This is a genomic window from Kiloniellales bacterium (assembly GCA_030064845.1).
Taxonomy (GTDB): Bacteria; Pseudomonadota; Alphaproteobacteria; order Kiloniellales; family JAKSDN01; genus JASJEC01.
The window spans coordinates 13,540-38,840 of sequence record JASJEC010000090.1; the positions used below are offsets into that span (position 1 = coordinate 13,540).

General features: G+C 68.8%; 23 protein-coding genes. 15 read left to right on the forward strand and 8 right to left on the reverse strand.

Going from position 1 to position 25,301, the window contains the following annotated elements; genetic code table 11:
- Window positions 1–7 precede the first annotated feature (7 nt).
- Window positions 8–763, reverse strand: a complete 756-nt coding sequence (locus tag QNJ67_21805) for an SDR family NAD(P)-dependent oxidoreductase (protein MDJ0611624.1) — start codon at window positions 761–763, stop codon at window positions 8–10.
- Window positions 764–900: 137 nt separating this feature from the next.
- Here QNJ67_21805 and QNJ67_21810 point away from each other — a divergent pair, with 137 nt between their 5' ends.
- Window positions 901–1,278 carry a YkvA family protein gene (locus QNJ67_21810; GenBank protein MDJ0611625.1) on the forward strand — a complete coding sequence of 126 codons (378 nt, stop codon included), beginning with the start codon at window positions 901–903 and terminating at the stop codon, window positions 1,276–1,278.
- A 152-nt stretch (window positions 1,279–1,430) separates the two neighbouring features.
- Window positions 1,431–2,066 (forward strand): hypothetical protein, encoded by a 636-nt coding sequence (locus QNJ67_21815; protein MDJ0611626.1) that lies wholly within the window; start codon window positions 1,431–1,433, stop codon window positions 2,064–2,066.
- 12 nt (window positions 2,067–2,078) lie between these two features.
- Here QNJ67_21815 and QNJ67_21820 read toward each other — a convergent pair whose 3' ends face one another.
- Window positions 2,079–3,020 (reverse strand): DMT family transporter, encoded by a 942-nt coding sequence (locus tag QNJ67_21820; protein ID MDJ0611627.1) that lies wholly within the window; start codon window positions 3,018–3,020, stop codon window positions 2,079–2,081.
- Window positions 3,021–3,154: 134 nt separating this feature from the next.
- Between QNJ67_21820 and QNJ67_21825 the strand changes: the two genes are divergently transcribed.
- Window positions 3,155–5,107: an acetoacetate--CoA ligase gene (locus QNJ67_21825; protein ID MDJ0611628.1), complete on the forward strand. Its 1,953-nt coding sequence runs from the start codon at window positions 3,155–3,157 to the stop codon at window positions 5,105–5,107.
- Between the two features lie 29 nt (window positions 5,108–5,136).
- Here the strand turns inward: QNJ67_21825 and QNJ67_21830 are convergent, their stop codons facing one another.
- A complete protein-coding gene (locus QNJ67_21830; protein ID MDJ0611629.1) occupies window positions 5,137–5,604 on the reverse strand; it encodes a hypothetical protein in 468 nt (155 codons plus the stop codon).
- Window positions 5,605–5,745: 141 nt separating this feature from the next.
- On the opposite strand from QNJ67_21830, the gene QNJ67_21835 reads away from it, so the two are divergent.
- The 9 genes from QNJ67_21835 (at window position 5,746) to QNJ67_21875 (ending at window position 15,400) form a co-directional block, all read left to right on the forward strand.
- Window positions 5,746–6,948 (forward strand): pyridoxal phosphate-dependent aminotransferase, encoded by a 1,203-nt coding sequence (locus QNJ67_21835; protein MDJ0611630.1) that lies wholly within the window; start codon window positions 5,746–5,748, stop codon window positions 6,946–6,948.
- A gap of 151 nt (window positions 6,949–7,099) precedes the next feature.
- Window positions 7,100–7,282: a hypothetical protein gene (locus QNJ67_21840; GenBank protein ID MDJ0611631.1), complete on the forward strand. Its 183-nt coding sequence runs from the start codon at window positions 7,100–7,102 to the stop codon at window positions 7,280–7,282.
- Window positions 7,283–7,452: 170 nt separating this feature from the next.
- Window positions 7,453–8,052 (forward strand): glutathione S-transferase family protein, encoded by a 600-nt coding sequence (locus QNJ67_21845; protein MDJ0611632.1) that lies wholly within the window; start codon window positions 7,453–7,455, stop codon window positions 8,050–8,052.
- An 80-nt stretch (window positions 8,053–8,132) separates the two neighbouring features.
- Window positions 8,133–9,353, forward strand: coding sequence for a glycosyltransferase (locus QNJ67_21850; protein MDJ0611633.1), 1,221 nt, complete (start codon window positions 8,133–8,135; stop codon window positions 9,351–9,353).
- 8 nt (window positions 9,354–9,361) lie between these two features.
- Window positions 9,362–10,300, forward strand: a complete 939-nt coding sequence (hpnC, locus tag QNJ67_21855; protein ID MDJ0611634.1) for a squalene synthase HpnC — start codon at window positions 9,362–9,364, stop codon at window positions 10,298–10,300.
- On the forward strand, window positions 10,297–11,163 hold the full coding sequence (gene hpnD / locus QNJ67_21860) for a presqualene diphosphate synthase HpnD (GenBank protein ID MDJ0611635.1): 867 nt from the start codon (window positions 10,297–10,299) through the stop codon (window positions 11,161–11,163). Before hpnC ends, hpnD begins: the two co-directional genes overlap by 4 nt.
- Window positions 11,164–11,194: 31 nt before the next feature.
- On the forward strand, window positions 11,195–12,463 hold the full coding sequence (gene hpnE / locus QNJ67_21865) for a hydroxysqualene dehydroxylase HpnE (GenBank protein ID MDJ0611636.1): 1,269 nt from the start codon (window positions 11,195–11,197) through the stop codon (window positions 12,461–12,463).
- Between the two features lie 286 nt (window positions 12,464–12,749).
- Window positions 12,750–14,693 carry a squalene--hopene cyclase gene (gene shc, locus QNJ67_21870; GenBank protein MDJ0611637.1) on the forward strand — a complete coding sequence of 648 codons (1,944 nt, stop codon included), beginning with the start codon at window positions 12,750–12,752 and terminating at the stop codon, window positions 14,691–14,693.
- The gene (locus tag QNJ67_21875) at window positions 14,690–15,400 is read left to right on the forward strand and encodes a hypothetical protein (protein MDJ0611638.1); all 711 of its coding nucleotides are present in this window, start codon (window positions 14,690–14,692) and stop codon (window positions 15,398–15,400) included. Before shc ends, QNJ67_21875 begins: the two co-directional genes overlap by 4 nt.
- A 4-nt stretch (window positions 15,401–15,404) precedes the next feature.
- On the opposite strand, the gene hpnH is transcribed toward QNJ67_21875, so the two are convergent.
- A complete protein-coding gene (hpnH, locus tag QNJ67_21880) occupies window positions 15,405–16,523 on the reverse strand; it encodes an adenosyl-hopene transferase HpnH (GenBank protein MDJ0611639.1) in 1,119 nt (372 codons plus the stop codon).
- A gap of 147 nt (window positions 16,524–16,670) precedes the next feature.
- Window positions 16,671–17,663, reverse strand: a complete 993-nt coding sequence (locus QNJ67_21885; GenBank protein MDJ0611640.1) for an NAD-dependent epimerase/dehydratase family protein — start codon at window positions 17,661–17,663, stop codon at window positions 16,671–16,673.
- A gap of 194 nt (window positions 17,664–17,857) precedes the next feature.
- Here QNJ67_21885 and QNJ67_21890 point away from each other — a divergent pair, with 194 nt between their 5' ends.
- The 3 genes from QNJ67_21890 to QNJ67_21900 all read left to right on the forward strand — a co-directional run bounded on the left by QNJ67_21890 (window position 17,858) and on the right by QNJ67_21900 (window position 21,369).
- Window positions 17,858–18,523, forward strand: coding sequence for an ABC transporter substrate-binding protein (locus tag QNJ67_21890; protein ID MDJ0611641.1), 666 nt, complete (start codon window positions 17,858–17,860; stop codon window positions 18,521–18,523).
- A gap of 260 nt (window positions 18,524–18,783) precedes the next feature.
- A complete protein-coding gene (locus QNJ67_21895; protein ID MDJ0611642.1) occupies window positions 18,784–19,914 on the forward strand; it encodes a DUF2336 domain-containing protein in 1,131 nt (376 codons plus the stop codon).
- 171 nt (window positions 19,915–20,085) lie between these two features.
- Window positions 20,086–21,369, forward strand: coding sequence for an MFS transporter (locus QNJ67_21900; GenBank protein ID MDJ0611643.1), 1,284 nt, complete (start codon window positions 20,086–20,088; stop codon window positions 21,367–21,369).
- A gap of 6 nt (window positions 21,370–21,375) precedes the next feature.
- On the opposite strand, the gene QNJ67_21905 is transcribed toward QNJ67_21900, so the two are convergent.
- The 3 genes from QNJ67_21905 to QNJ67_21915 all read right to left on the reverse strand — a co-directional run bounded on the left by QNJ67_21905 (window position 21,376) and on the right by QNJ67_21915 (window position 25,132).
- Window positions 21,376–22,833, reverse strand: coding sequence for an ATP-binding protein (locus QNJ67_21905; protein MDJ0611644.1), 1,458 nt, complete (start codon window positions 22,831–22,833; stop codon window positions 21,376–21,378).
- Window positions 22,823–23,497 (reverse strand): response regulator transcription factor, encoded by a 675-nt coding sequence (locus tag QNJ67_21910; GenBank protein ID MDJ0611645.1) that lies wholly within the window; start codon window positions 23,495–23,497, stop codon window positions 22,823–22,825. Before QNJ67_21910 ends, QNJ67_21905 begins: the two co-directional genes overlap by 11 nt.
- A gap of 114 nt (window positions 23,498–23,611) precedes the next feature.
- On the reverse strand, window positions 23,612–25,132 hold the full coding sequence (locus QNJ67_21915; protein ID MDJ0611646.1) for a DegQ family serine endoprotease: 1,521 nt from the start codon (window positions 25,130–25,132) through the stop codon (window positions 23,612–23,614).
- Window positions 25,133–25,301 lie beyond the last annotated feature (169 nt).

The following is a 25,301-nucleotide window of genomic DNA, read 5'->3' on the forward strand; positions in this document are numbered from 1 at the left end:
CGGGCGCCTACTGCATGCGCATCGCGCCGTCGAGGCGGATGCATTCCGCGTTCAGCATGGGATTGGCGACGATGTGCATGACCAGCGCGGCGAATTCCTCGGTCTTGCCGAAGCGATGGGGGAAGGGCACCTGGGACGCCAAGTTGTCCTGCACCTCTTGCGGCATGTTGAGCAGCAGGGGCGTGGCGATCAGGCCCGGCGCGATGGTCAGCACCCGCACGCCGACCTTGGCGAACTCTCGGGCCGCCGGCAGCATCATGCCGTTGATGCCGGCCTTGGAGGCGGCGTAGGCGGCCTGGCCGAGCTGGCCCTCGCCCGCCGCGATCGAGGAGGTCGATACGATCACGCCCCGCTCGCCCTCGGCCAGGGGCTCGGCGCCGACCATGTCGGCCGCCGCGAGCCGCAGGAGATTGAAGCTGCCGACCAGGTTGACCCTGATCACGGTCTCGAAGTCCTCCAGCGGCATCGGCCCGTTGCGGCCGACGATCCGCTTGGCCGGGGCGATGCCGGCGCAGTTGACCAGGACGCGCGCCGGTCCGTGGGCCTCGCGGGCCTGGGCCATGGCCGCCTCGGCCTGCTCGGCGCTGGCCACGTCGCAGGCGATGCCGAGCCCGTCGACCTCGGCGCCCACGGCCGCCGCGGCATCCGCCGAGAGGTCCAGCACCGTGACCTTGGCGCCCGCCGCCGCCAGATGGCGCGCCGTTTCCGCCCCGAGCCCGGAGCCGCCCCCGGTCACGACCGCGCTCAATCCATTGACATCCATGTTCCCCATCCCTCGACTGCTGCGTCCTGAAACCGGCGCTCTATAGCAGACGGTTCCGGGGCTGGCGAGAGCCCTGTGCCGTGCGCGGGACCAGGGGTCCGATTGCAGATCCGCGCCGCCCTGCCCATATCTACGAAATGGCAGGCTCACCCCCAGGCAAGGACCTGGTTCCCGTCGACCAGGCCCGCTACCGGCGCGACCGGGCGCGGGTCGAAAAGGGGTTCTGGGACAAGGTCAGGCAGGTCATCGACCAGGTGCCCTTCGTCGAGGACGCCGTGGCTGCCTACCATTGCGCCCGCGACCCCCTGACACCATTCCACGTCAAGGCGGTGCTGTTCGGCGCCCTAGCCTACTTCGTCCTGCCGACGGACACGGTCCCGGATTTCATGGCGGGACTGGGCTTTACCGACGACGCGGCCGTCATGGCGATCGCCATCCGGACGGTCGCCTCGGCGATCACCGACGAGCATCGCGAGAGGGCCCGCGAGTCGCTCAAACGGCCACCGGCCGCCTAGTCCCCCCCGACGGTCTGGACCGCCGACTGGGTGCCGCTTGACACAGCTTTGCCCCAGACCCGGCCCGAGAACTTAAAGAGCCCTTAACTCTCGCCCTCCTATTCTGGCGGCCAACTCGGCGAACTAAAGCCGGATTTCTTGTCGGAGGAGCGATGCGCCTCGGTTTCCTGGCGTTGGGCATTCTGTCACTCACCCTGGGCTCCGCCCCGGTCGCCTTCGCGCAGCCGGAACTCTACAGCGGACTCAACGAGGGCGAAGCGGTCCTTAAGACCATCAAGGATGAGCAGAGGCTGTCCGGCGAAGGACTCGGCGCGGCCACCTTTCCCGGTCACCTGCTGAGCGGCGCCGCCGGCGTCGATCTCGGCCCCCTGCGTTTCGAGGGAGAACTGCTCTACAACCGCGCGATGGTCGACAACCTCTCGCTGACCGAGCCGGCCGGCGGCGCCTCCAGCGTCTCGACCCTGGCCGGGATGGCCAACGCCCTGGTCGAGCTGCCGGCCACGGAGGGAATCACGCCCTTCATCGGCGGCGGTCTCGGGTACGGCGTGCCGACCAGCGGCAACATGACCCTGCGCAACCTCGATTTCTCGAGCCGCGACGAGGGCACCATGATCTATCAGGTGCGCGCCGGCCTGGACTTTAGTTTGATGCCCGAGTCGAAGATGTCCCTGGGCTACCGCTACCTCATGGCCCGAGACATGGAGACCGGCGCCTCGTCGCGCCGCCGCATCGACGCCAACCAGACCGCTTCCCACGTGATCGAGCTCGGCTTCCGCTTCGCCTTCTAGCTTATCGATCTTTCAAGGTCGCCCCTCGGCGGCGTGGCTTGCCGCCTTGCTGGCCGTCCGCTCGCGCGCGACCTGCGCCTCGCGGCGGGCGATGTAGATCGCCGAGGCCGTGATGACGCCGGCCCCGACCCAGGTCCAGAGGTCGGGCTGCTCGCCGAACAAGAAGTAGGCGAAAATCGCGACGAAGGGCAGGCGCGCGTAGTCGAAGGGGACCACCGCCGAGGCGTCAGCCTTCTGGTAGGAGCGGGTCAGCGCCAGGTGCGCCAGGGTCGCCAGCAGCCCCACTGCCAATAGCAGCAGGAGCGCCTCACCGTCGGGCCAGCGCCAGACGAAGAGCGCCGGCACCAGCGACAGCGGCGTCAGGAAGAGGTTCATGTAGAACACCACGACCTGAGGCGAATCGCTTCGCGACAGCGACTTCACGACCAACACCGAGATGGCCATGAAGAGCGCGGCCGCGACCGGCAGGGCGGTGACCGGCGTGAGCTCGGCGAAGCCGGGGCGCAGGATGATAAGGACGCCGAGGAAGCCGATCGCGGTCGCGCTCCAGCGCCGGGCGCGCACCACCTCGCCGAGGAAGAGCGCCGCGCCGGCGGTGGCGAAGAGCGGCACGGTGAAGTTCAGTGCGACCGCCTCGGCCAACGGCAGCAGCGCGACCGAGTAGAACCAGCAGACCATGGCCAGCATGGCGATGCCCGCGCGCAGCATGTGGTGCTTCAGGCGCTCGGTCTTGATTCCGGCAAGTCCGGCGCTGGCCAGCCAGGGCAGCATGAACATGAGGGCGAAGAGGTTGCGGAAGAAGGCAATCTGCAGCGGGTCCATGCCTTCCGAGACCGCGCGGATCGCGATGTTCATCCAGGAAAAGGCGAAGGCGGCCGCCGTCATGTAGAGCGCGCCCTGAACCGGCGCCGGCAGGTTGCGCGCCCGCGCGAGCAGAGTGGAGGAAATCGCCATGAATGGCCGATCTTAGGGGCAAGCCCGAAGCGGCGCCACCCGGGGGTGCGCCGGCAGCGGTTGAAGCGGCCAGCGCTTGGCCACATAGTGGTTGCAACGCCGACGACACCATCACGACACCGGATCCCAACGCCATGACATCACCGCTGTGGCAGCCCTCGGCCGAGCGCATCGCCGGCACGCGGCTGACCGCGTTCCGCAAGAAGCTGGAACAAGACTGGGACGTGACCTTCCCGGACCACGACACACTGCACCGCTGGTCCTGCGCCCAGATGGAGAAGTTCTGGCTGTCGTTCTGGGACTTCGCCGGGGTGATCGCAGAGACGCGGGGCGACACGGTGCTGGCCGACGGCGACCGGATGCCCGGCGCGAAGTTCTTTCCCGACGCGCGGCTGAACTTCGCCAAGAACCTGATGCGCGGTACCGGCTCCGGCGACGCCCTGGTGTTCTGGGGCGAGGACAAGGTGAAGTACCGCGTCTCCCACGACGGGCTGCGCGAGACCGTCTCACGCCTGGCCCAGGCGCTGGCCGCCGAGGGCGTCGGCGAGGGCGACCGGGTGGCCGGCTTCATGCCCAACATGCCGGAGACCGTGATCGCCATGCTGGCGACCGCCTCGCTCGGCGCGGTCTGGTCGTCCTGCTCGCCCGACTTCGGCCCCCAGGGCGTGCTCGACCGCTTCGGCCAGATCGAGCCCAAGGTGCTGTTCTGCCCCGACGGCTATCACTACAACGGCAAGTCCCACGACTCCCTGAAGCGGGTCGCCGAGTTCTCGGCCCGGCTGCCCAGCCTGCGGCGCATCGTCGTGGTGCCCTACATCGGCGACGCCGCCGACCTCGGCGCCCTGGCGAACGCGCGGCGGATCGACGACTTCCTGGCGCCCTTCCAGGCGGGTCCGATCGCCTTCCGCCAGGTGCCCTTCAACAGCCCGCTCTACATAATGTATTCCTCGGGCACGACGGGGAAGCCGAAGTGCATCGTCCACGGCGTCGGCGGCACGCTCCTGAAGCAGCTCGCCGAGCACCACCTGATGACCGACACGCGGGCCGGCGACCGGGCCTTCTATTTCACGACCTGCGGCTGGATGATGTGGAACTGGCTGGTCGCCGCCCTGGGCTGCGAGGCCACGCTCCTGCTCTACGACGGCTCGCCCTTCTATCCCGACGGCAACATCCTGTTCGACTTCATGCAGGCGGAGAAGGGCACGCTGTTCGGCACCTCGGCCAAGTTCATCGACGCCGCCAAGAAGGCCGGCGTGGCGCCGGCCCGGGACCACGACCTGGAGAGCCTTCGCACCATCGCCTCGACCGGCTCGCCGCTGGTCGCCGAGAGCTTCGACTACGTCTACCAGGACATCAAGAAGGACGTCTGCCTCGCCTCGATTTCCGGCGGCACGGACATCATCGGCTGCTTCGTCGGCGGCAACCCCAACGGCCCGGTCTGGCGCGGCGAGATCCAGGCCCCGGTGCTGGCCATGGCGGTCGAGGTCTTCGACGAGAACGGCCAGCCGGTGCGCGGCCAGAAGGGCGAGCTGGTCTGCACCCAGCCCTTCCCCTCCATGCCGATCAGCTTCTGGGACGACCCGGACGGCGCGCGCTACAAGGCGGCCTACTTCGAGCGCTTTCCCGGCGTCTGGTGCCACGGCGACTACGTCGAGCTGACCGAGCACGGCGGCTTCATCATCTTCGGCCGCTCGGACGCCACGCTGAACCCGGGAGGCGTCCGGATCGGCACGGCCGAGATCTACCGTCAGGTCGAGAAGCTGGCGGAGATCGAGGAGGCCCTGGTGATCGGCCAGGACTGGGAGGGCGACGTCCGCGTCGTGCTCTTCGTCCGCCTGCGCCCCGGGGTCGCCCTGGACGAGGACCTGACCTCCCGCATCAAGGCGGAGATCCGCGCCGGCGCGACGCCGCGCCACGTGCCCGCCAAGGTGGTCTCCGTCGCCGACATCCCGCGCACCAGGAGCGGCAAGATCGTCGAGCTGGCGGTGCGCGACGTGGTCCACGGCCGGCCGATCAAGAACAAGGAGGCGCTCGCCAATCCCGAGGCGCTGGAGATGTTCCGGGACCGTTCGGAGCTGCGGAGCTGAGTGTTCGCGTCGGGCGCGGGGGGAGCCGCCTAACCTAGCGGCGTCTGGAGAATCTCGACGTCCTTGATCCAGAGGCGCCCGGCACCCTTGCAGACGACGTTGAGCTTCAGGAGGTCCGGGCTCTGGCCCTTCTTGAGATAGAAGGGCACCTCGTAGGAAGCCCAGTCGTTGGTCCCGGTCACGGCGTGATCGAGACCCTTGGAGAAGAACTCGCCGCGGCCGGGAAAGCGGCACCAGAGCTCGAGATAGGCGTCTCCCCGCAGGTCCTCGGTCTTGATCTGCGCCCGATAGGTGATCATGCAGCGCTCCAGGACCGGCGGCTGAAACTCGAACAGGCGGAGGTTCTGGGCGCCGGAGACTTCGGCGCACCAGCCTTGCCCCTCGACCTCGAGCGGTCCACCGGTGATCGTCGGATCGGCGGCGGTGAAGGCCTTGAGGATCTGGGACGGCCCGGACGGCTGCGGCACGGAGACGAAGGCACGGAGCCAGGCGAACATGGCGAAGAAACCCTTACGACTTCTGGTCTTCGCAGCCTAGCATCGTGAAGCTTAAAGCGAAGCTAGTGTGGCCCCAGTTAAGCGGCGAGGGGTGGCATGCGTCCCTTGCCTCGTGCCGCCGGACGTGCCACCTAACCGCCCATGCCCGACGACCTAATCACGGCCGCGCCCTTCCCGGCGCCGCTCAGACCCGAGATCGAAGCGCTGGAGACCTCCGGGATCGCCCAGGTCTTCGAGCTGGGGCTGGGGCGCGACGACATCGTGCGGCTCTGGGTCGGCGAGGGCGACCTGCCGACCCCCGCCTTCATCGGCGAGGCGGCGACCCGGGCGCTGAAGGACGGAAAGACCTTCTACAACCGCAAGCGCGGCATCCCCGAGCTATGCGAGGCCCTGGCGCGCTATTCCAACGAGCTCTACGGCGTGTCGCTCGACCCGGAACGCTTCACGGTGACCTCGTCGGGCATGACCGGGATTCTGCTGACGCTGCAGACCATGGTGAGGCCCGGCGACAAGGTCGTGGTCGTGAGCCCCGTCTGGCCGAACATCGTCTCGGCGGTCCAGGTGGCCGGCGGGCTGGTCGAGGAGATCGTGCTGGACCGCCTTCCGGAAGGCGGCTTTCGGCTCGACCTGGACCGTCTGATGGCGGTCTGCGACGGCACTACCCGGGCGGTCTTCGTCAACTCGCCGGGGAACCCCAGCGGCTGGGTCATGCCCCGGGAGGAGCAGCAGGCCCTGCTCGATTTCTGTCGCCGGCGCGGCCTCTGGCTCATCTCCGACGAGGTCTACAGCCGCTTCGTCTACGACCGGCCGGCCAGCGAGCGGCCGACCGCGCCCTCCTTCCTCACCCTGATCGAGCCGGAAGACCCGGTGATCGTGGTCAACTCCTTCTCCAAGACCTGGGCCATGACCGGATGGCGGATGGGTTGGGTGATCCACCCGCCATCACTGGCCGAGACCTTCGACCGCCTGGTCGAATTCTGCACCTCGGGGGCGCCCCACTTCCTGCAGTACGGCTGCATCGCCGCTCTGGAGCAGGGCGAGCCCTTCGCCCAGGAGATGATCGAGCGGTGCCGGCGGGGCGGCGAGCTGGTTTATCAGAGGCTCTCGCCGTTGCCGCGGGTACGAATCGCCCGGCCCAAGGGCTCCTTCTACGCCTTCTTCGCGGTCGACGGCCTGACCGACAGCCTCGCCTTCGCCAAGGACCTGGTCGACCGCGCCGCGGTCGGCCTGGCGCCTGGATCGGCCTTCGGCGCGGGGGGCGAGGGGCACCTGAGGCTGTGCTTCGCCAGCTCGCTGGAGGGCCTCTCCGAGGGCCTCGACCGGCTGGAGGACGCGCTTAAGTAAACGCTATCGGCGGGCATGCAGTTTTCGCATGGCGCCCGCGCAAAACCGGCATTGGCGAGGCGCGCGCCGGGCGCCTATTTCACCTCATGACGTAGAGCGCAACCCGGCCGCTTGGCAGAACGCCCCGGCCTAAGCATGAAGGAGGAAACCCATGACCATCTTCGCCTTCGTCGCTGACACCACGATTCCAGGGCTCTCTGCCAAGGATCTCGTGCGCCGGGCCAGTGATCAGATCGCGGCTGTCTCGCCCAAGTCTTCAGCCCAGCGGCGCGCCTTCGCCCGCTATGACCGCGAGATCCTCCGCGACGTCGGCCTCGACCGCGGCGCCTGCTGACCGAGCCAGTGTCATAGAGCGATTTTAAGGGCGGCACCCGGCGGTGCCGCTCTTTCTCTTTTCGGCCGCCGCATGAGCAGAACTAATGGGGCCCGAGAAGATAATCTCGTTCGTCAAGGGCTGCGCCCGGGTCTAAGCTCAAACGCTTGGCGCAGGGAGGCACGACCCGCTTGAAGCTCTACGATTTCCACGAGTCCGGCAACGGCTACAAGGTGCGGCTGCTCCTAAGCCACCTCGCCATGGCCCACGAACGGGTCGAACTGGACATTCTCGAGGGCGAGACCCGCACGCCTAAGTTCCTGGCCAAGAATCCCAACGGGCGCATTCCGGCGCTGGAGCTGGACAGCGGCGAGGTGCTCTGCGAATCCAACGCCATCCTGTTCTACCTGGCCGAAGGCACCCCCTACTTGCCTGCCGACCGCCTGGACCGGGCGCGAGCACTGCAGTGGATGTTCTTTGAGCAGTACAGCCACGAGCCCTACATCGCCGTGCTGCGGTTCTGGCACTTTTCCGGGCAGGCCGAGACCTACCGGGACCAGATCCCGGAGAAGCAGCGGCGCGGCCATCAGGCAATGGGCGTGATGGAGCACCACCTGACGTCGCGCGACTTCTTCGTCGGCGGGCGCTACTCCATCGCCGACATCGCGCTCTTCGCCTACACCCACGTCGCCGAGGAAGGCGGCTTCGCGCTCTCCGCCTATCCGGCGGTTTCCGCCTGGATCGAACGGGTCCAGAGCCAGCCCGGCCACCGAAAGATCACCGATCTATAGGAGGCCTGCGCCGTCGGACCGTGGAGCGGCCGAACTTTCGCATTGGTCCTGCCATCGCGGGTTTGCTATGTAGGGCGACCATGTTCGCGTTTCTCAGCATCGCGGCGTCTCTTTCCCTTCTGGCGTGGCTTTACCTGATCCTGCTCCGGGGGCGCTTCTGGACAGCCGATCAGGAAATCGACCCGGATACCGAAGACCTCGCCCATTGGCCCAGCGTGGTGGCCCTGGTCCCGGCCCGCGACGAGGCGGATACCATCGGGCAGACCCTGGACAGCCTCTTGATGCAGGACTATCCGGGCGAATTCCACGTGGTTCTGATCGACGACCACTCGACCGACGGCACGGCGGAGCGCGCGCTCGCGATCGCCAAGGGTTGCGAGCAGACGGAGCGGCTAGCCGTGATCCAGGCCGGCGAGCTGCCCGAGGGCTGGTCGGGCAAGCTCTGGGCGCTCAACGAGGGTTGGACCGAGGCGCGCCGCCGCTGGCCCGATACCCGCTACTTCTGGCTGAGCGATGCCGACATCGCCCACTGGCTTCAGAACCTTCGCCTCCTGGTGGCGAAGGCGCACCGCGAGCATCTCGACCTGGTATCCGTGATGGCCACCTTGTCGTGCCACGGTTTCTGGGAGCGGGTCCTGATCCCGCCCTTCGTTTACTTCTTCCAGAAGCTCTATCCGTTCCGCTGGGTCAACAATCCGGACAAGGCGACGGCGGCGGCGGCGGGCGGCTGCGTCCTGGTCAACGCCAAGGCGCTCGAGGAGGCGGGCGGCTTCGACGCGATCAAGGGCGAGATCATCGACGACTGCGCCCTGGCGGCCCGCATCAAGGAGGTCGCGCGGAGTCACCAGCGCGGCATCTGGCTTGGCCTGGGCGAGGAGGTCACCAGCGTGCGCCCCTACGACGATCTCGATTCGATCTGGCACATGGTGACGCGCACCGCCTACACCCAGCTGAACCACTCGCCGCTCTACCTGGCCGCCACGGTCCTGGGCATGATCCTGATCTATCTCGTCCCGCCCTTCGCAGCGCTGTTCGGTGCGCTCGGTGGGCTCTTCAGCGATGTCGAGAACATAGGCGCGGCGACCATGATCATGCTGACCGGCGCCGCGACCTGGGGTCTCATGGTGATGGCCGCGGCGCCGACGCTTCAGCTCTACCGGCAGCCGCTCTGGGTCGGCTTTCTCATGCCTCTGGCAGCCATGCTCTACACCGCCATGACCGTCGACTCGGCGCGCCGCTACATGGCGGGGCAGGGCGGGCTCTGGAAAGGCCGCGTGCAAGCCGCCAAGAAGTCCCCCTGAGCGCCGCCATGACCGCCCTAGAAAGCAATCCCCGGGAAGCGGCCGCCGCCGGGACCCAGGTCGAGACCCCCTCGGGCAAGGGGAGCGGCGACGAGAACTTTCCGGTCGGGTCCTGGCTGCTGCCCGCCCGGCTGCGGCCGCATGTGGCGGTCTACTATGCCTTCGCACGCGCCATCGATGACGTCGCCGACAACCCCGACCTGGCGCCCGAGGAGAAGATCGACCGGCTGCAGCGTTTCGAGGACGCGGTGACCGGCCGCGAGACCGGCGACGCGGCGCTCGAGAAGGCCCATCGGCTCCGGCGGACCCTCGGCGAGAAGGAGATCCCGGCGCGCCACGCCACCGACCTCATCGCCGCCTTCAAGCAGGACGCGGTGAAGTCGCGGTACGACGACTGGGACGATCTCCTGGGCTACTGCGAACGCTCGGCCAATCCGGTCGGACGCTTCCTGCTCGACCTGCACGGCGAGGACCCGGCGGGCTACCGATCGTCCGACGCCCTGTGCAGCGCCCTGCAGGTGATCAACCACCTGCAGGACTGCGGCGACGACTACCGCAACCTGGACCGCGTCTATCTGCCCGGCGACTGGATGGCCACCGCCGGGGTAAACGTCGGCGCGCTCGAGGCGCCCGCCACCTCGGCCGGTCTGCGCGAGGTCATGGACCGCTGTCTCGCCGGCGTCGACGAACTGCTGACCGTGGCCCGGAAACTGCCTCAAGGCTTGAGATCACGGCACTTGGCGCTAGAGTCCGCCGTCATCGTCAGGCTGGCCGAGCGCCTGAGCCGGGAACTCAAGCGCCGCGACCCCCTAGCGGAGCGCGTCGAACTGTCGAAGCCCCAGGTCCTGGCCTGCGCGATCCAGGGCGTCGTCGGCACCTCGTGGCGCCGCGCGCTCGGCGGCGGCCGTCCCGCCGAAAGCACGAACAACTCGGAACCAAGCCGTTGAGCCAAGCCAGCGTCACGATCGCAAGCCCGGTCACCGCCGACCAGCACGCCGAGGCGGTGGTGCGCAGTTCCGGCACCTCCTTCCTCTGGGGCATGCGGATCCTTCCGGAGCCCCGGCGCCGCGCCATGTTCGCGATCTACGCCTTCTGCCGCGAGGTCGACGACGTGGCGGACGAACCGGGCCAGCAGCAGGCCAAGCTCGAGGCTCTGGACGAGTGGCGTCGCGAGATCGACCGCCTCTACGACGGCCGGCCCGGCCTGCCGACGACCCAGGCCCTGGCCGGCCCGGTCCGCGAGTTCGCGTTGCCCAAAGAGGAGTTCCTCGCCATCGTCGACGGCATGGAGATGGACGCGCGGGAACTCATGGTGGCACCGCCGCTCGACGAGCTGATGCTCTATTGCCGCCGGGTCGCGGGCGCGGTCGGCATGCTGTCGATCCGGGCCTTCGGCGCCGAAGAGCCGGAGGCGCGCGACCTCGCGGTCTGTCTGGGCGAGGCCCTGCAGCTGACCAACATCCTGCGCGACCTGGCCGAGGACGCCGACCGCGGCCGGCTCTACCTGCCGCAAGAAAGCCTGGAGGCCGCCGGCGCGCAGGGCCTGGAACCGGCGGCAGTGCTGAGTCATCCCGGGCTGGTGCCGGTCTCCGTGGAAATGGCCGCCATGGCGCGCGAGCGCTTCGAGCGCACGCGCCGGCTCATGGCGCGCTGCGACCGCCGGCCGCTGAAGCCCTGCGTCCTGATGATGCAGGTCTACGAACGCATTCTCGACCGGCTCGAGCGGCGCGGCTGGGACCGGCCGCGCACGCCGGTCAAGGTATCCCGGGCGGAGAAGCTCTGGATCGCACTGCGTTACGGCCTGGTCTAGCCTTGCCGCCCCTCGCCGCCGGTCGCGTGCCGTGAGCACGGTTCACGTCGTGGGCGCCGGCATGGCCGGGCTCGCCGCCGCCGTGCGCCTCGCCAAGGCCGGCCGGCGGGTGACGCTGCACGAGGCGGCGGCGCGCGCCGGCGGCCGCTGCCGGTCCTTCGTCGACGCCAAGCTCGGCTGCCTGATCGACAACGGCAACCATATCCTGCTCAGCGCCAACGAGGCGGCGCTTTCCTATCTGGACGAGATCGACGCCCGCGACCGCTTCGTCGGCCCATCGCGCGCGGCCTTCCCCTTCGTTGACCTCAAGAGCGGCGAGCGTTGGACCCTGGAGCCCAGCGCCGGCGCGATCCCCTGGTGGATCCTGGACCGCCGCAAGCGCATTCCCGGCACTCGGCTGGGCGCCTATCTGGCCGGTCTGCGTCTCGCCTTCGCCGGGCCGGAGGATACCGTCGCCCAGTGCCTGCGCTCGGACGATCCCCTGTGGGAGCGCTTCTGGGTGCCGCTCACCGTCGCTGCGCTGAACACGGCGCCGCACGAGGCCTCCGCCCGGATGCTCTGGCTGGTCGTGAAGGAGAGCTTCGCCAAGGGCGAGAAGGCCTGCCGCCCGCTGATCGCCCGCGAGGGTCTGGGTCCCGGGCTGGTGGAGCCGGCCCTCGACCGGCTGCGGGAGGCCGGCGTCGAGGTCGGCTTCAATAACCGCCTGCGGGCGGTCGAACTGGGGCCGGAGCGCGCGGAGCAACTGCACTTCTCGTCGGGGACGGTCCCGCTGGATCCGGACGACACGGTGGTGCTCGCCCTGCCGCCGGCGGTCACCGGCGACCTCCTGCCCGACCTGCCCGTGCCGGAAGACAGCCGGCCGATCGTGAACGCCCACATCCGCCTGCCCCGGCCGCCGAGCCTGCCGGCCGACCTGCCCTTCGTCGGGCTGGTCGGGGGCCACGCCGATTGGATCTTCCTGCGCGGGGACATCGCCAGCCTGACCGTGAGCGCCGCCGAGGGCCTGGCCGAGGAGCCGAACGAGATGGTCGCCGAGAAAATGTGGCACGACACGGCGCGCGCCTTCGGGCTCGATCCCGCGGAGCGGCCGCTGGTGCGCGTCATCAAGGAGAAGCGCGCCACCTTCGCCCAGACCCCGGCGGCCCTGAAACGCCGCGCGGCGCCCCGCACCTCCTGGTCCAACCTGCTGCTCGCCGGCGACTGGACCGATACCGGCTATCCCGCGACGATCGAGGGCGCCGTGCGCTCGGGCCGGGCCGCCGCGTCGATCCTGCTCGGCGGCGCGCGCGAAGGCGGGTGACCGGCCGCCGCCTCAAATCATGGGTTGAATCGCCCCGCCAGCAGCGGGCCCGCAGCCCCGGCGAAGCCGTCCGTGATCGAGCGCCGCCGCCCCGCCAGGACGCTGCTCGGCCTTTATGTCAAAGGCTTCAGTTTCGTGACACAAGAAGGTTACTGGCCCTGTCTTGCAACGCCTGCTAACAGCGATTAGTTTGCGCAAGGTACGTCAGTAATGCACACCTATCCTGGGGGCTGGCCGGGGGTCGCAATGGGGCCCGGCCGACCAATCATACAGACGAGGGCGAAGAATGAGCGTGTTGGCGGCTGATTCCGGTTTCGGAGGCGAACTGGATGCCCTGATTCTCGATAGTCGCGAGGCGCTGAAGGCGCGCCAGAAGGACGACGGACACTGGGTCTTCGAGTTCGAGGCGGATGCCACCATTCCCGCGGAATACGTGCTTCTGCAGCACTTCCTCGGCGACCTGAAGAGCGAGTTCGTCGACGACATCCAGCCGAAGATCGCCAACTACCTGCGCGACCGCCAGGCCGAGCACGGCGGCTGGCCTCTGTTTCACGGCGGCGAGCTGGACATCAGCGCCACGATCAAGGCCTACTACGCATTGAAGCTGGCCGGCGACGATCCCGACGCGCCGCACATGGTGCGCGCCCGGGAAGCCATTCTGAAGCGCGGCGGCGCGGCCCAGTGCAACGTCTTCACCAGGATCGCACTGGCCCTCTTCGGCCAGGTGCCCTGGCGCGCCGTGCCCGTCATGCCGGTCGAGATCACCCTGCTGCCGCGCTGGTTCCCCTTCCACCTGGAAAAGGTCTCCTACTGGTCGCGCACGGTGATCGTGCCGCTGTTGATCTTGATGGCGCTCAAGCCCAAGGCCAAGAACCCGCTCGGCGTCGATGTCCGCGAGCTCTTCCTGGTGCCGCCCGAGGAGACCGAGTTCCCGATGAACGCGACCGGCACCGCCCTGGGCGCGGCCTTCGCCAGCCTGGACCGGGTGCTGCGTTCGATCGAGCCGAGCTTCCCGAAGAAGCAGCGCGAGAAGGCGATCCGCAAGGCGCTCGACTTCATCGGCCCGCGCCTCAACGGCGAGGACGGCCTGGGCGGCATCTTTCCGGCCATGGCCAACGCCGTCATGGCTTACGAGGCGCTGGGCACGCCGCGCGACGACGAGAGCTTCCGCGTCGCCCGCCAGGCGGTCGACAAGCTGCTGAAGATTCACGGCGATCAGGCCTACTGCCAGCCCTGCCTGTCGCCGATCTGGGATACCTGTCTCGCCCTCCACGCCCTGCTGGAGGCCAACGAGGATCCCAAGGGTCCGGTCATCCAGAAGGCGATCGACTGGCTGCTGGAGCGCGAAATCACCGGAACCTACGGCGACTGGGTCTGGCGCCGGCCGGGTCTCAAGCCGAGCGGCTGGGCCTTCCAGTACCGCAACGACCACTATCCCGACGTGGACGACACGGCCGTCGTGGTCATGGCCCTGGACCGGACCGGTGACCCGCGCTGCCGGCCCGCGATAGAGCGGGCGACCCACTGGATCATCGGCATGCAGAGCAGCAATGGCGGCTGGGGCTCGTTCGATCCGGAGAACCAGTACAGCTATCTGAACCACATCCCCTTCGCCGACCACGGCGCCCTGCTCGACCCGCCGACCGTGGACGTTTCGGCCCGCTGCCTCTCGATGCTGGCCCAGCTCGGCTACGAACGGGACCATCCGGCGGTCAAGAAGGCGATCAACTTCATCAAGGACGACCAGGAGCAGGACGGCTCCTGGCATGGCCGCTGGGGCGTCAACTACGTCTACGGCACCTGGTCAGCCCTCTCCGCGCTGAACGCCGTCGGCGAGGACATGTCGGCCCCCGCGGTCCGCAAGGCGGTCGACTGGCTGAAGAACTTCCAGCAGGCCGACGGCGGCTGGGGCGAGGACTGCGCGACCTACTGGCACGAGCGCCGCGGCGAGGCCAAGGGCAGCACGCCCTCCCAGACCGCCTGGGCGCTGCTCGGCCTGATGGCGGCCGGCGAGACGGAGAGCGAGTCGGTCGCCGGGGGCGTGAGCTACCTGGAGACGGCGCCCCGGGACGGCGCCAAATGGGAAGAGCGGCTCTATACCGGCATCGGCTTCCCGCGAGTCTTCTATCTGCGCTACGACGGCTACAGCGCCTACTTCCCGCTCTGGGCCCTGGCGCGCTACCGCAACCTCATGGCCAGCAACGAACGCAAGGTCGGCTTCGGCATGTGACCGGTGTCGGCTTCGTCACCGGGCTGGCCGCGGAAGCGGCGCTCCTTTCACGACTAGACGAGGGCTCCGGGCCTTCGGCGCCCCGGGTCGCCTGCGCCGGGGCGGATAGCGCGCGCGCCGCCGCGGCCGCCGAAGCACTGATCGCCGGGGGCGCCGATGCCCTGGTCTCTTTCGGTGTCGCCGGCGGACTGGACCCCGCGCTGGGGCCGGGCGCCCTGCTGCTCTCGGAACAGGTCATCGCACCCGACGGGACCGCGACCGCGGCCGACGCGGGCTGGCGCCGAGCCGTGCTCCGCCTGGCCGAGCCGGCCGGCCTGACGCTCGCGGGCGGCGCGCTGGCCGGGTCCGACGCGGCCGTCACCGGGGTCGGCGACAAGCTGGCCCTGCACCGGGACCGGGGTGCCCTGGCGGTCGATATGGAGAGCCACGCCGTGGGCCGCGTGGCCGAGGCGGCGGGACTGCCTTTCCTGGTTCTGCGCGCGGTGGCCGACCCGGCGGGGCGGGCGCTGCCGGCCCTTGTCGAGGGCAGCATCGCCGCGGACGGACGGCCGCGCGTCGGGCTCGTGCTCGGGCGCCTCGCCCTGGCGCCCTGGCACCTGGGCACGCTGCTGCGACTGCGGCGCGACTCCGAGGCCGGGCTGGCCGCCCTAGCGCGGGCGCTGGACTGTCTGGGACCGGCGCTGGCCAGTCATCCGGAAGAGGCTTGAGGCGCTATTCCGCCGCGTCGTGCATCTTGGACACGGCGTCGTCGACCAGCGAATCGAAGACGAAGTCCGCCGGTCGCTGCTTGTCCAGGGAGATCTCGGGCGCCATGGGCGCCTCCGTCTCGATGCCGCCGACCCATGTCTTGAGCGCCTTCAGCGGGTTCTTGACCGTGTCGGCGACGGCGGTGCCCTCGTAGCCGCAATGCACCATGCAATCGGCGCACTTCTCGTAGTTGCCCGTGCCGTAGGCGTCCCAGGCGGTTTCCTCCATCAGCTCGGTGAAGCTCTTGGCGTAGCCTTCGTTGAGCAGATAGCAGGGCCGCTGCCAGCCGAAGATGTTGCGCGTCGGGTTGCTCCAGGGCGTGCAGCGGTAGGTCTGGTTGCCGGCCAGGAAATCGAGGAACAGGGTCGACTGGCTGAACTTCCACTTCCTGCCCTTGCCGCGCCGGAAGACGTCGCGGAACAGGTTCTTGGTGTGCTGGCGGGTCAGGAAATGCTGCTGGTCGGGCGCACGCTCGTAGGCGTAGCCGGGCGAGACGGTGATGCCCTCGACGCCGAGGCTGGTGGCGAAATCGAAGAACTCGGCGACCTGTTCCGGCTCGGCGTTGTTGAACAGCGTGCAGTTGATGTTGACCCGGAAGCCCTTGGCGCGGACCGCCTCGATCGCCTTGACGGCGCGCTTGAACACGCCTTTCTGGTCGACCGCCCGGTCGTGCTCCTCCTCGAGGCCGTCCAGATGGACCGAGAAGGTCAGGTAGGTGCTGGGCTTGAAGAGGTGCAGCTTCTTCTCCAACAGGAGCGCGTTGGTGCAGAGGTAGACGAAGCGCTTGCGCTTGACGATCTCCTCCACGATCGTGCCGATCTCCTTGTGGAGCAGCGGCTCGCCGCCCGGGATCGAGACGATGGGGGCGCCGCATTCCTCGACCGCCTCGATGCAATCCGCGACCGACAGCCGCTTGTTCAGGATGGAGTCGGGATAGTCGATCTTGCCGCAGCCGGGGCAGGCCAGGTTGCACCGGAACAGGGGCTCCAGCATCAGAACCAGCGGATAGCGCTCGCGCTTGGCGAGGCGCTGCTTCATGATGTAGGCGCCAACCTTGAACTGTTGCTTCACGGGGACGGCCACCGGGGCGCTCCTCTTGTTTGGTATTTCTGGTTGAACCCGGCGGTCGCCGGAAAGGCTATCCCTATCGCCTTTGGCCGTTGGAGCCAAGAGGCTTCGTGCGCCGATTACAGAAATGGCACATCACAAGCGCGTGGCTGTCTCGAGGCGTCAATCCAGATAGCCGCCGGCCCGGAACCAGTCGACCGCGTCGCGCAGCGCCTCGACCGGAGGCCGGCTCTCGTAGCCGAGCTCCCGTTCCGCCTTGCGGCTGGAGAAGTACATCAGCTTCTTCGCCATGCGGATGCCGTCGACGGTGGCGAAGGGCTCGCCCTTGCCGCGCAGACGGGCCCAGGCCTCGGCGCCGTAGGCGAGCGGCATGATCAGGTCGTGGGGCAGCTTGACCTTGGGGGCCTTGCGGCCGACCAGGGCCGCGATCTCGGCCAGGATCTCGGCCAGGGTCATGTCCGAGCCGCCCAGAACATAGCGCTCTCCCGGGATCCCCTTCTCGAAGGCGAGCAGGTGGCCGCGGGCGACGTCGTCGACGTGCACGATGTTGAGGCCGGTGTCGACGAAGGCCGGCATGCGCCCGGCCGCCGCCTCCACGATCATGCGGCCGGTTGGCGTCGGCTTGACGTCGCGCGGGCCGATCGGGGTCGAGGGATTGACGATCACGATCGGCAGGTCCTCTTCGACGATGAGCTCGCGGACCGCCTCCTCGGCCAGGAACTTCGAGCGCTTGTAGTGGCCGATCATGTGCTCGAGAGCCACCGGGGTCTCCTCGTCCGAGGGCGTGCCGTCACGGTTGAGCCCCAGCACCGCCACGCTGCTGGTATAGACCATGCGCTCGACCCCCGCGTCGGCAGCCGCCAACAGGAGGTCGCGGCTGCCCTCCACATTGGTGCGATAGATCTCCTCGGGGTCCGGCACCCAGAGCCGGTAGTCGGCGGCGACGTGGTAGAGCGCGGTGCAGCCCTGGACGGCGCGGGCGACCGCCGCCCGGTCGCGCAGATCGCCGGTCGCGATCTCGACCTTCAAGCCTTCGATGTTGCGCCGGTCGCTGCCCTCGCGGGTGAAGACCCGCACGGTGCCGCCCTTTTCGAGCAGATGGCGCACGACCGCGGCGCCGACAAATCCCGTCGCGCCGGTGACCAGGGTCGTCATGGTCTCTCCAATCCTACACGCCGCCTTCCCGCCCGCCGGAGGCGCGAGACTGATCGTTTTTCGGTTGTCATGCAATTGCCGAATTTGCTGTATATGCCCTTGGAGGGACGCGAGCGCGCCGCCGCTCGTAACGTCATGGGCAGCCCGCTGTGCCGCAACACCACGCCCTTCCCAGGAAGCTACCGAGATAAAGCATGTTCAGGTTTCGGACCAAACGCGTCATCGGCGCCTTCGCCGCCACCGCCCTGCTCGCGGCAGGGATCGCTGCAGCGGTGCCGAATGAGGCGCGCGCGGCCGATACCAGCGATCCCGGCGTCGTGGCGCAGATCCTGGACGACGCCTTGCTCGAGACCATGCGCCGGAGCGACGAACTGGGGTATGCCGGACGCTACGAAGCGCTCGATCCGGTCCTACGCAAGACCTTCAACTTTCCCTTCATGGCCCGGGTCGCGGTCGGCCGCCATTGGCGCGACCTTAGCGGAGATGAACAGCGCCGCCTGATCGACGCCTTCGCGCGGCTGAGCGTGGCCAGCTTCGCCAGCCGCTTCAACGGCTACAGCGGCGAGCGTTTCGAGATCAAGGGCACGAAAGAGCAGCCCCGAGGGGCGATCCTGGTGCTCAACAACCTGATCAAGGCCGACGGCGAGCCGATCGCCATCAACTACCTGATGCGGCGTGCAGGCAATCCCGGGCACTGGCGGGTGATCGACGTCTATCTGGACGCCAAGTACAGCGAGTTGGCCACCAAGAGATCGGAGTTCACCTCGGCGATCAGGCGCGAGGGCGTGGATGGGCTTCTGGCCATGATCGAAGGGAAGATCGCGGGCTTGGCGAAGCAGGCCGGGGCCGCCGCCAACTGATTGGCCTCGCGCAGGCCGCCCCCGCGGCCGCGACCGGCGGAGCGCCGATGCGCGCATGGCGCGAGCACAGCGTTAAAGCCGATTTATCTCAATATTTTAGTTTAACAGAGCTTTTACTTCGGAGGACAACACTTGTCCTCCGGCCGGGTTCGGGATTTCCTTTGCGACGCGCGGGAGATCAAAGCAAACTAGTCCGAATTTAGCGCGGATTTTACACCATTAAGTAGCAATTCACCGACAATCCAACTGACAGTTTGTCTATGGCGAGCGAGAAGCGACTGCAAGGCGCACAAAGCCTGATAGACGAGGCGCTGAAACGCTCGCTGGCGGCGCGCCGCGGTCTGCTGGATTCGGTGAGGGGCTACCTGGAAGGGGGCTCCAGCACGCTCACAGACCGCGAGAAGACCCTTTACGACGGGATCCTCAGCCACCTGATCGGCGAGATCGAGGGGGTGCTTAGACTGCGGCTCGCCGAGAGCCTGTCGGGACGGCCCGGCGTGCCGGGCGATCTCGTGATGGCTCTATCGGATTCCTCGGTCGAGATCGCCAAGCCCCTGCTCCTGGGGCGCGCGCTGCTCTCCGACGAGGCTCTGATCGAGATTGTCTACTACCGCCTCATGGCACACCAGGTGGCCGCCGCGCAGCCCTGCTTCGGCGGCTACGGGGAGGACGGCGGCCGCGAGGACCCCCTGCGCGATCTGCTGCACAGGGCCGAACCCGAGGTCTCCGAGGCGGCCAAGGCCTACCTGATCCACGAGGCCGGCAGGCTCGACAGCTTTCAGGACCCGGTGCTGTGCCGCGACGAGCTCGACCCGGCGCTGGATGCCCGTCTCGCCTGGCATATCGCCGCCGCCCTGCGCCATCACGTGCTGACCGGCTTCGAGGCCGACGCCGCCCAGATCGACCAAGACCTGGAAGCGGCGGTCCTGGAGCTGACCGGACGAGAGCGCGCCGGCGCCTCGGCGGCGACGAACGGGCCGGCGGGTGCACTCGCCGACGAGCTCCTGACCCGCAGCCAGATCAATCCGGACACCATGGCGGCGATCCTGCGCCGAGGCGAGGCGCCGCTGTTCGAGGCCCTCTTCTCCCGCCTGCTGGGCATCAACGCGCGCCGCGTGCGGTTCATCCTCTATGCGCCGGACGACAGCGACTTCGCCATCGCCTGCCGGGCGCTCGATCTCGCCGCCGCCGAGTTCGTGGTACTGCGCGGACTGCTGTGGCGCGGTCGCCCCGGCGCGCCCGAGGATCCGGAGAGCGGGTCCCGGGCCTTCGAGCGCTACGAAGCGATCGACCCGGAGGCCGCGCGCGACGTGCTCGCGTTCTGGCAGCGGCACGGGTGCTATTTGGACGCCATCCAGAACGTCGAGAGCGCCGCCCCGCCGCAGCCCTAGAGCAGATCCGGGTTTGCCGGAACCGCGAAGCGTTTCCGTCAAAACATGATCCGCTCTAGGCCGCTGGAGGAGCCGGACCGGCCTTCGGCCCGCCGGACCCAAAAAGAGCCATTCTCCACGGCCCCCGGTCTGTGGCATAAGCGCGCGAAACCCTCCTGGAGTGGCGCGGTCATGCTGTCTGTGGTTCTGACGTCCTGGGCCCTGTTCCTGGGCATCGCGCTGATGATGCTCGGCAACGGCCTGCAGGCCAGCCTGCTCGGCCTGCGCGCCGCCTCGGAGGGTTTCGCCACGGGCACCACCGGCTTGGTGATGTCCTGCTATTTCCTCGGGTTCCTGGCCGGCTCGACCCTGGTGCCGCGGATCGTGCAGAACGTGGGCCATGTCCGCGTATTCTCGGCGCTCGCCTCGCTCGCATCGATCTCGGCCCTGATCCACGGCGTCTTCATCGAGCCGCTGACCTGGGCGGCAATGCGCCTCCTGACCGGGTTCTGCTACGCCGGCCTCTACATCGTGGCGGAAAGCTGGATCAACGACCGGGCGACCAACGAGACCCGCGGCCAGCTGCTGTCCTTCTACATGGTGACCATCCTGGGCGGCCTGGCCTGCGGCCAGCTGCTGCTCAACGTGGCGACCCCCGAGGGCATTCTGCTGTTCGTGCTCAGCTCGGTGCTGGTATCGCTCGCCCTGGTGCCGATCTCGCTGACCGCCGGCCCGGCGCCCGCCTTCGACGCACCCAGCAAGGTGAGCCTGATCGAGCTCTACCGCATGTCGCCGCTCGGCATTCTGGGGGCGGGCGCCACCGGCATGGCGCACGGCATCATGTTCGGCATGGGGGCCGTCTACGCCGGGCGCATCGGTCTATCGGTCACCGAGGTCTCGCTCTTCATGGGCGTGGCGATCCTTGGCGGTATCCTCTTTCAATGGCCGATCGGCCGCCTCTCCGATGTCTTCGACCGGCGCCACGTCCTGACCGTGGTGACCTTCCTCGCGTCCGGCGCCGCGGCGCTCGCGATCCTGGTCTCGAGCCAGTCGCACGCTCTCCTGCTACTGGCGGTCTTCCTGTTCGGCGGGACGACCCTGCCGATGTACTCGCTCTGCATTGCCCACGCCAACGACCACCTGGAGCCGAGACAGATCGTCGCCGCGAGCAGCTCCCTGGTCCTGATCGGCGGCATCGGCGCCAGCATCGGCCCGACGCTGGCGGCGACGGTCATGGCGGCGGTCGGTTCCGTCGGCTTCTTCGTCACCCTCGGCCTGGTCCATCTCGCGGTCGGCGTCTTCGCGATCTACCGCATGGGCAAGAGCGCGGCGGTGCCGCTGTCCGACCAGGGGCCGACCGTGCCCGTCGTCAGCGGCGCGGTGACCGGCACGGGCCAGCTGTCCGCCAAGACGATCCGCAACCACATGGACCGGGACCTCGCGGCCATGAGCCGGACGAGAATGCGCCGGCGTTGAGCCCCCTCAACGGTCCGGCTCGTCGTTCGCCGGCAGAACCAGGCGCGCGCGTAGGCCCGGGCGGTTGTCCTCCAGGACCAGCCGGCCGCCGTGCAGCTCGGCCACGGCGGCCACCAGGCTCAGACCGAGGCCCGAGCCCGGCGTCGAGCGGCTGCTCTCCAGCCGGTAGAAGCGCTCCAGCGTCTTGTCACGCAGCGCCGCCGGGATTCCCGGCCCCGAATCGGCGACGGCGAGGGCGTAGCCGCCGGCTTCCCGGGCGAGGCTCACGGCAACGCTCCCGCCCTCGGGCGTGAACTTGATGGCGTTGTCGACCAGGTTGGCGACCGCCTGGGACAAGAGGTCCCGGCCGCCGAGCACCGCGGCGCCCGCCGCCAGCTCGGGATCGACAGCCAGGGTCAGGCTCTGGCCGCGCGCCTCGGCCAGGGGTTCGTAGAGCTCCGCCACGTCGGTCAGCAGCGGCGCCAGCTTGAAGCGGGCGAAGTCGCGCCGCGCCGCGCCCGCTTCGATCCGGGCGATGCCGAGCAGGGCGTTGAAGACCTGCAGCAGTCGATCGGCCTCGGTGATCGTCTCCCGGATCGCCGCGCGGCTGGCCTCCAGGTCGCCGCTCCCCATGAGCGCGATCTCGAGGCGGCCGCGCATCCTGGTGAGCGGGCTGCGCAGATCGTGCGCGATGTTGTCGCCGACCTGCTTGAGGCTGTTCAGCAGCTGCTCGATGCGGGCCAGCATGGCGTTGAGGTTGTCGGCCAGCTGGTCGAACTCGTCGCTGCCGCCGCCGGTCGGCACGCGGCGGGTCAGGTCGCCCGCCATGATCTCGCGACTGGTCCGGTTGATCGCCTCGATGCGGGCCAGCAGCCGCCGGCTCATCAGGATGCCGCCGAGCAGGGAGACGCCGATGGTCAAGACGATCCCGAGCACCAGCGTCTCCCGGATGTGGGCCGAGACCAGGACACGCTCGCGCACGTCGTGGCCGACCAGAAGCAACAAGCTGCCGAGGCGGAAGACCCGGGCGCGTCCGAAATTGATCCCGCCGCCGTCGCTGGAGGCGTAGTCCAGGGGAAAGGTGATCCAGCCCTGCTTGTCGGGCGCGACGTCGGGCCAGCGGCCCAGGTTTCCGGCCAGCGGCACCTGTCTCGCGTCGGCCAGCAGGTAGAGCCCGCCGATCCCTTGGGCCCGGTCGGACCGCCGCTCGATGGCGCTCACCAGGCCGGGCAGGCCGCGCTGATCGAACTGTTCGGCCAGCGCCGTGATCTCGGCGTCGATGGTGGCGTCGATCTGGCGGGTCAGCGACCCGGTCGCGACCCAGTAGATCGTGCCCACCACGCCGAGAACGCTGGCGCTGAACAGACAGAGATAGACCAGGGTCAGCCGGAAGATCGACGAGCGGAACAGACTGGGAGGGTTCGGGCTGAGGCGGTCCGGGCCCGGCCGCGGCACCGACCCGTGGGACGGTGCTTCAGGAGGCACGAAGCGAGTACCCGGCGCCGCGCACCGTCTGCAGCAGCGGCCGATCGAAGCCGCGGTCGATCTTCTGCCGCAGGCGCGAGATATGCACGTCGATCACGTTGGTCTGGGGATCGAAGTGATAGCCCCAGACCTGTTCCAGCAGCATGGTCCGGGTAACGACGCGCCCGGCGTTGCGCAGCAGGCATTCGAGCAGATTGAACTCGCGGGGCTGCAGCTGGATCTCGACGCCGCCGCGTTTGACCGTGCGCGCCAGGAGATCCATTTCCAGGTCGCCTTCGCGCAGCACCGTGGTCGCGGCGGTCTCACCCGGCCGGCGCAGAAGCGCCTCGATTCGCGCCAGGAGCTCGGAGAAGGCGAAGGGCTTGACCAGGTAGTCGTCGCCGCCGGCGCGCAGGCCCCGAACCCGCTCGTCGACCTCGCCCAGCGCGCTCAGGAAGAGAACCGGCGTCGTCTTGCCCGCCTTGCGCAGGGCCTCGACCAGGGAGATGCCGTCCAGGGAAGGCAGCATACGGTCGACGATGGCGACGTCGTAGTCGTCACCGAGAGCCCGCAGCAGGCCCTCCTTGCCGTCGGCCTCGTGATCCACCGGATAGCCGGACTCGCCGAGGCCCTTGGCGACGAAGCCGGCGGTTTCCTGGTCGTCTTCGACGAGCAGTATGCGCATGATCGGCGACCTCTTTATCAGACTGCACCCCGGCGTCCGGTCCGGACGTTAACACGGCAAGAAGCGCCCGGGCTGCATTCCTTGCGGCCCGGGCGCGCGCTCCTGCCGATCTTATCAGGCGTCGGCTAGGCGCAAGGGGTAGAAGCCCTGCCGGCCCTCGCGGGAGACCATGAGGGGCACGACCTCGCGGCCGGCGTCACGCAGGCTGTCGAGACGCTCGACCGCCTGGTCCAGGCTTTCGACGGGAACCAAGTCGACGCTGAGGATGACGTCTCCGCGCCGTAGTCCCTGGTCGCCCGCCGGCGAGCCGTCTTCGACCTTGGTGATCAGGACACCGGAGACCGCCGGATCGACCGCGAAGCGGCTGCGCAGCTCCGGCGTCAGCTCGGACAGGGTCAGCCCGGTGCCCGGAACGCTGGAGGCCCCGGCGGCCGGCTGCTCGACGGCCGGCGCCGCGGCGACCTGCTCGGCCGTCGGCATGGTGCCGGTCTCGACCGAGAGCCCGCGCTCCGCACGGTCGCGCCACAGCTGCACCGAGACGCGGTCGCCCGGCTTGGTCGCCGCGACCTGTTGCGCCAGATCGCGCGGATCCTCAACGGCGGCGCCGTTCCAGGAAAGCACCACGTCGCCCGCCTGGACCCCTGCCTTGGCGGCCGGGCTGTCCGGCTCGACAACGGCGATCAGGGCGCCGCGCGCGTCGTCGAGGCCGAAGCCCTCGGCGATCTCCGGGGTGACCGGCTGGATCTGCACACCGAACCAGCCGCGCTCGACCCGGCCGTCGTCCTTGAGATCGGCGACGATCTGGGCCGCCATGTTGGACGGGATGGCGAATCCGATGCCGACGCTGCCGCCGTTGGGCGTGAAGATGGCCGTGTTGATGCCGACCACCTCGCCGGCGTCGTTGAAGGCCGGGCCGCCGGAATTGCCCTGGTTGATCGCGGCGTCGATCTGGAGGAAATCGACCAGGGCGCCGCTGATGTCCCGGCCCCGGGCCGAGACGATGCCGGCCGTGACCGTGCCGCCGAGACCGAAGGGATTGCCGACCGCCATGACCCAGTCGCCGACCCGCACCTTGTCGGAGTCGCCGAAGGTCACGAAGGGGAGCCGCTCGTCGCTGTCGATCTTGAGGACCGCCAGGTCGCTTTTCTCGTCCCGACCGAGCAGCGCGGCCTCGAAGGTCTCGCCGTCCTTCAGGGTCACGGTGATCGACGAGGCGCCGGCCACGACGTGGCTGTTGGTCACCACCGTGCCTTCGCCGTCCAGGATGAAGCCGGAGCCGAGGGCCTGGGCGCGATGCTCCCGGCCGCGCGGTGCCTCACGGTCCATTTGGTCGCGGTCGAAGAAGCGGTCGAAGAACTCGCGAAAGCGCGAGTCCGGCGGCAGCGGCATGTCGGGCGTCGCCTGCGGCGCGCTCTCCGCGGCCGTCTTGCGCTCGGTGGCTACCGTGACCACCGCCGGCGCGACCTTCTCGACCAGATCGGCGAAGCTCTGCGGCGCCGGACGGGCGAAGGCGGGGGATCCGACGACGGCCGCGCCGGCCAGGGCCAGCGCCAGAACGGCGAGCGCGGGTCTCGGCCGGACCCTGCCGCTGGGCGCGGCCGGCGTATCGGGCGCGCTGGGAGAGAGATGATGCATCGGGCTTACCTCCTGGGATGTGTCGATACGCACCGGCGCGCTGAGCGACGGCTGCATCTCATCATCTGTGGTCCCGGTGTGAACACCGCCTTTCGCCGGGATTACTTTTCGGTAATGTCGCGGCGGTGTGCCGCTTTGAGAGCCGGCACCGATGGCGTAGGCTCGTTCT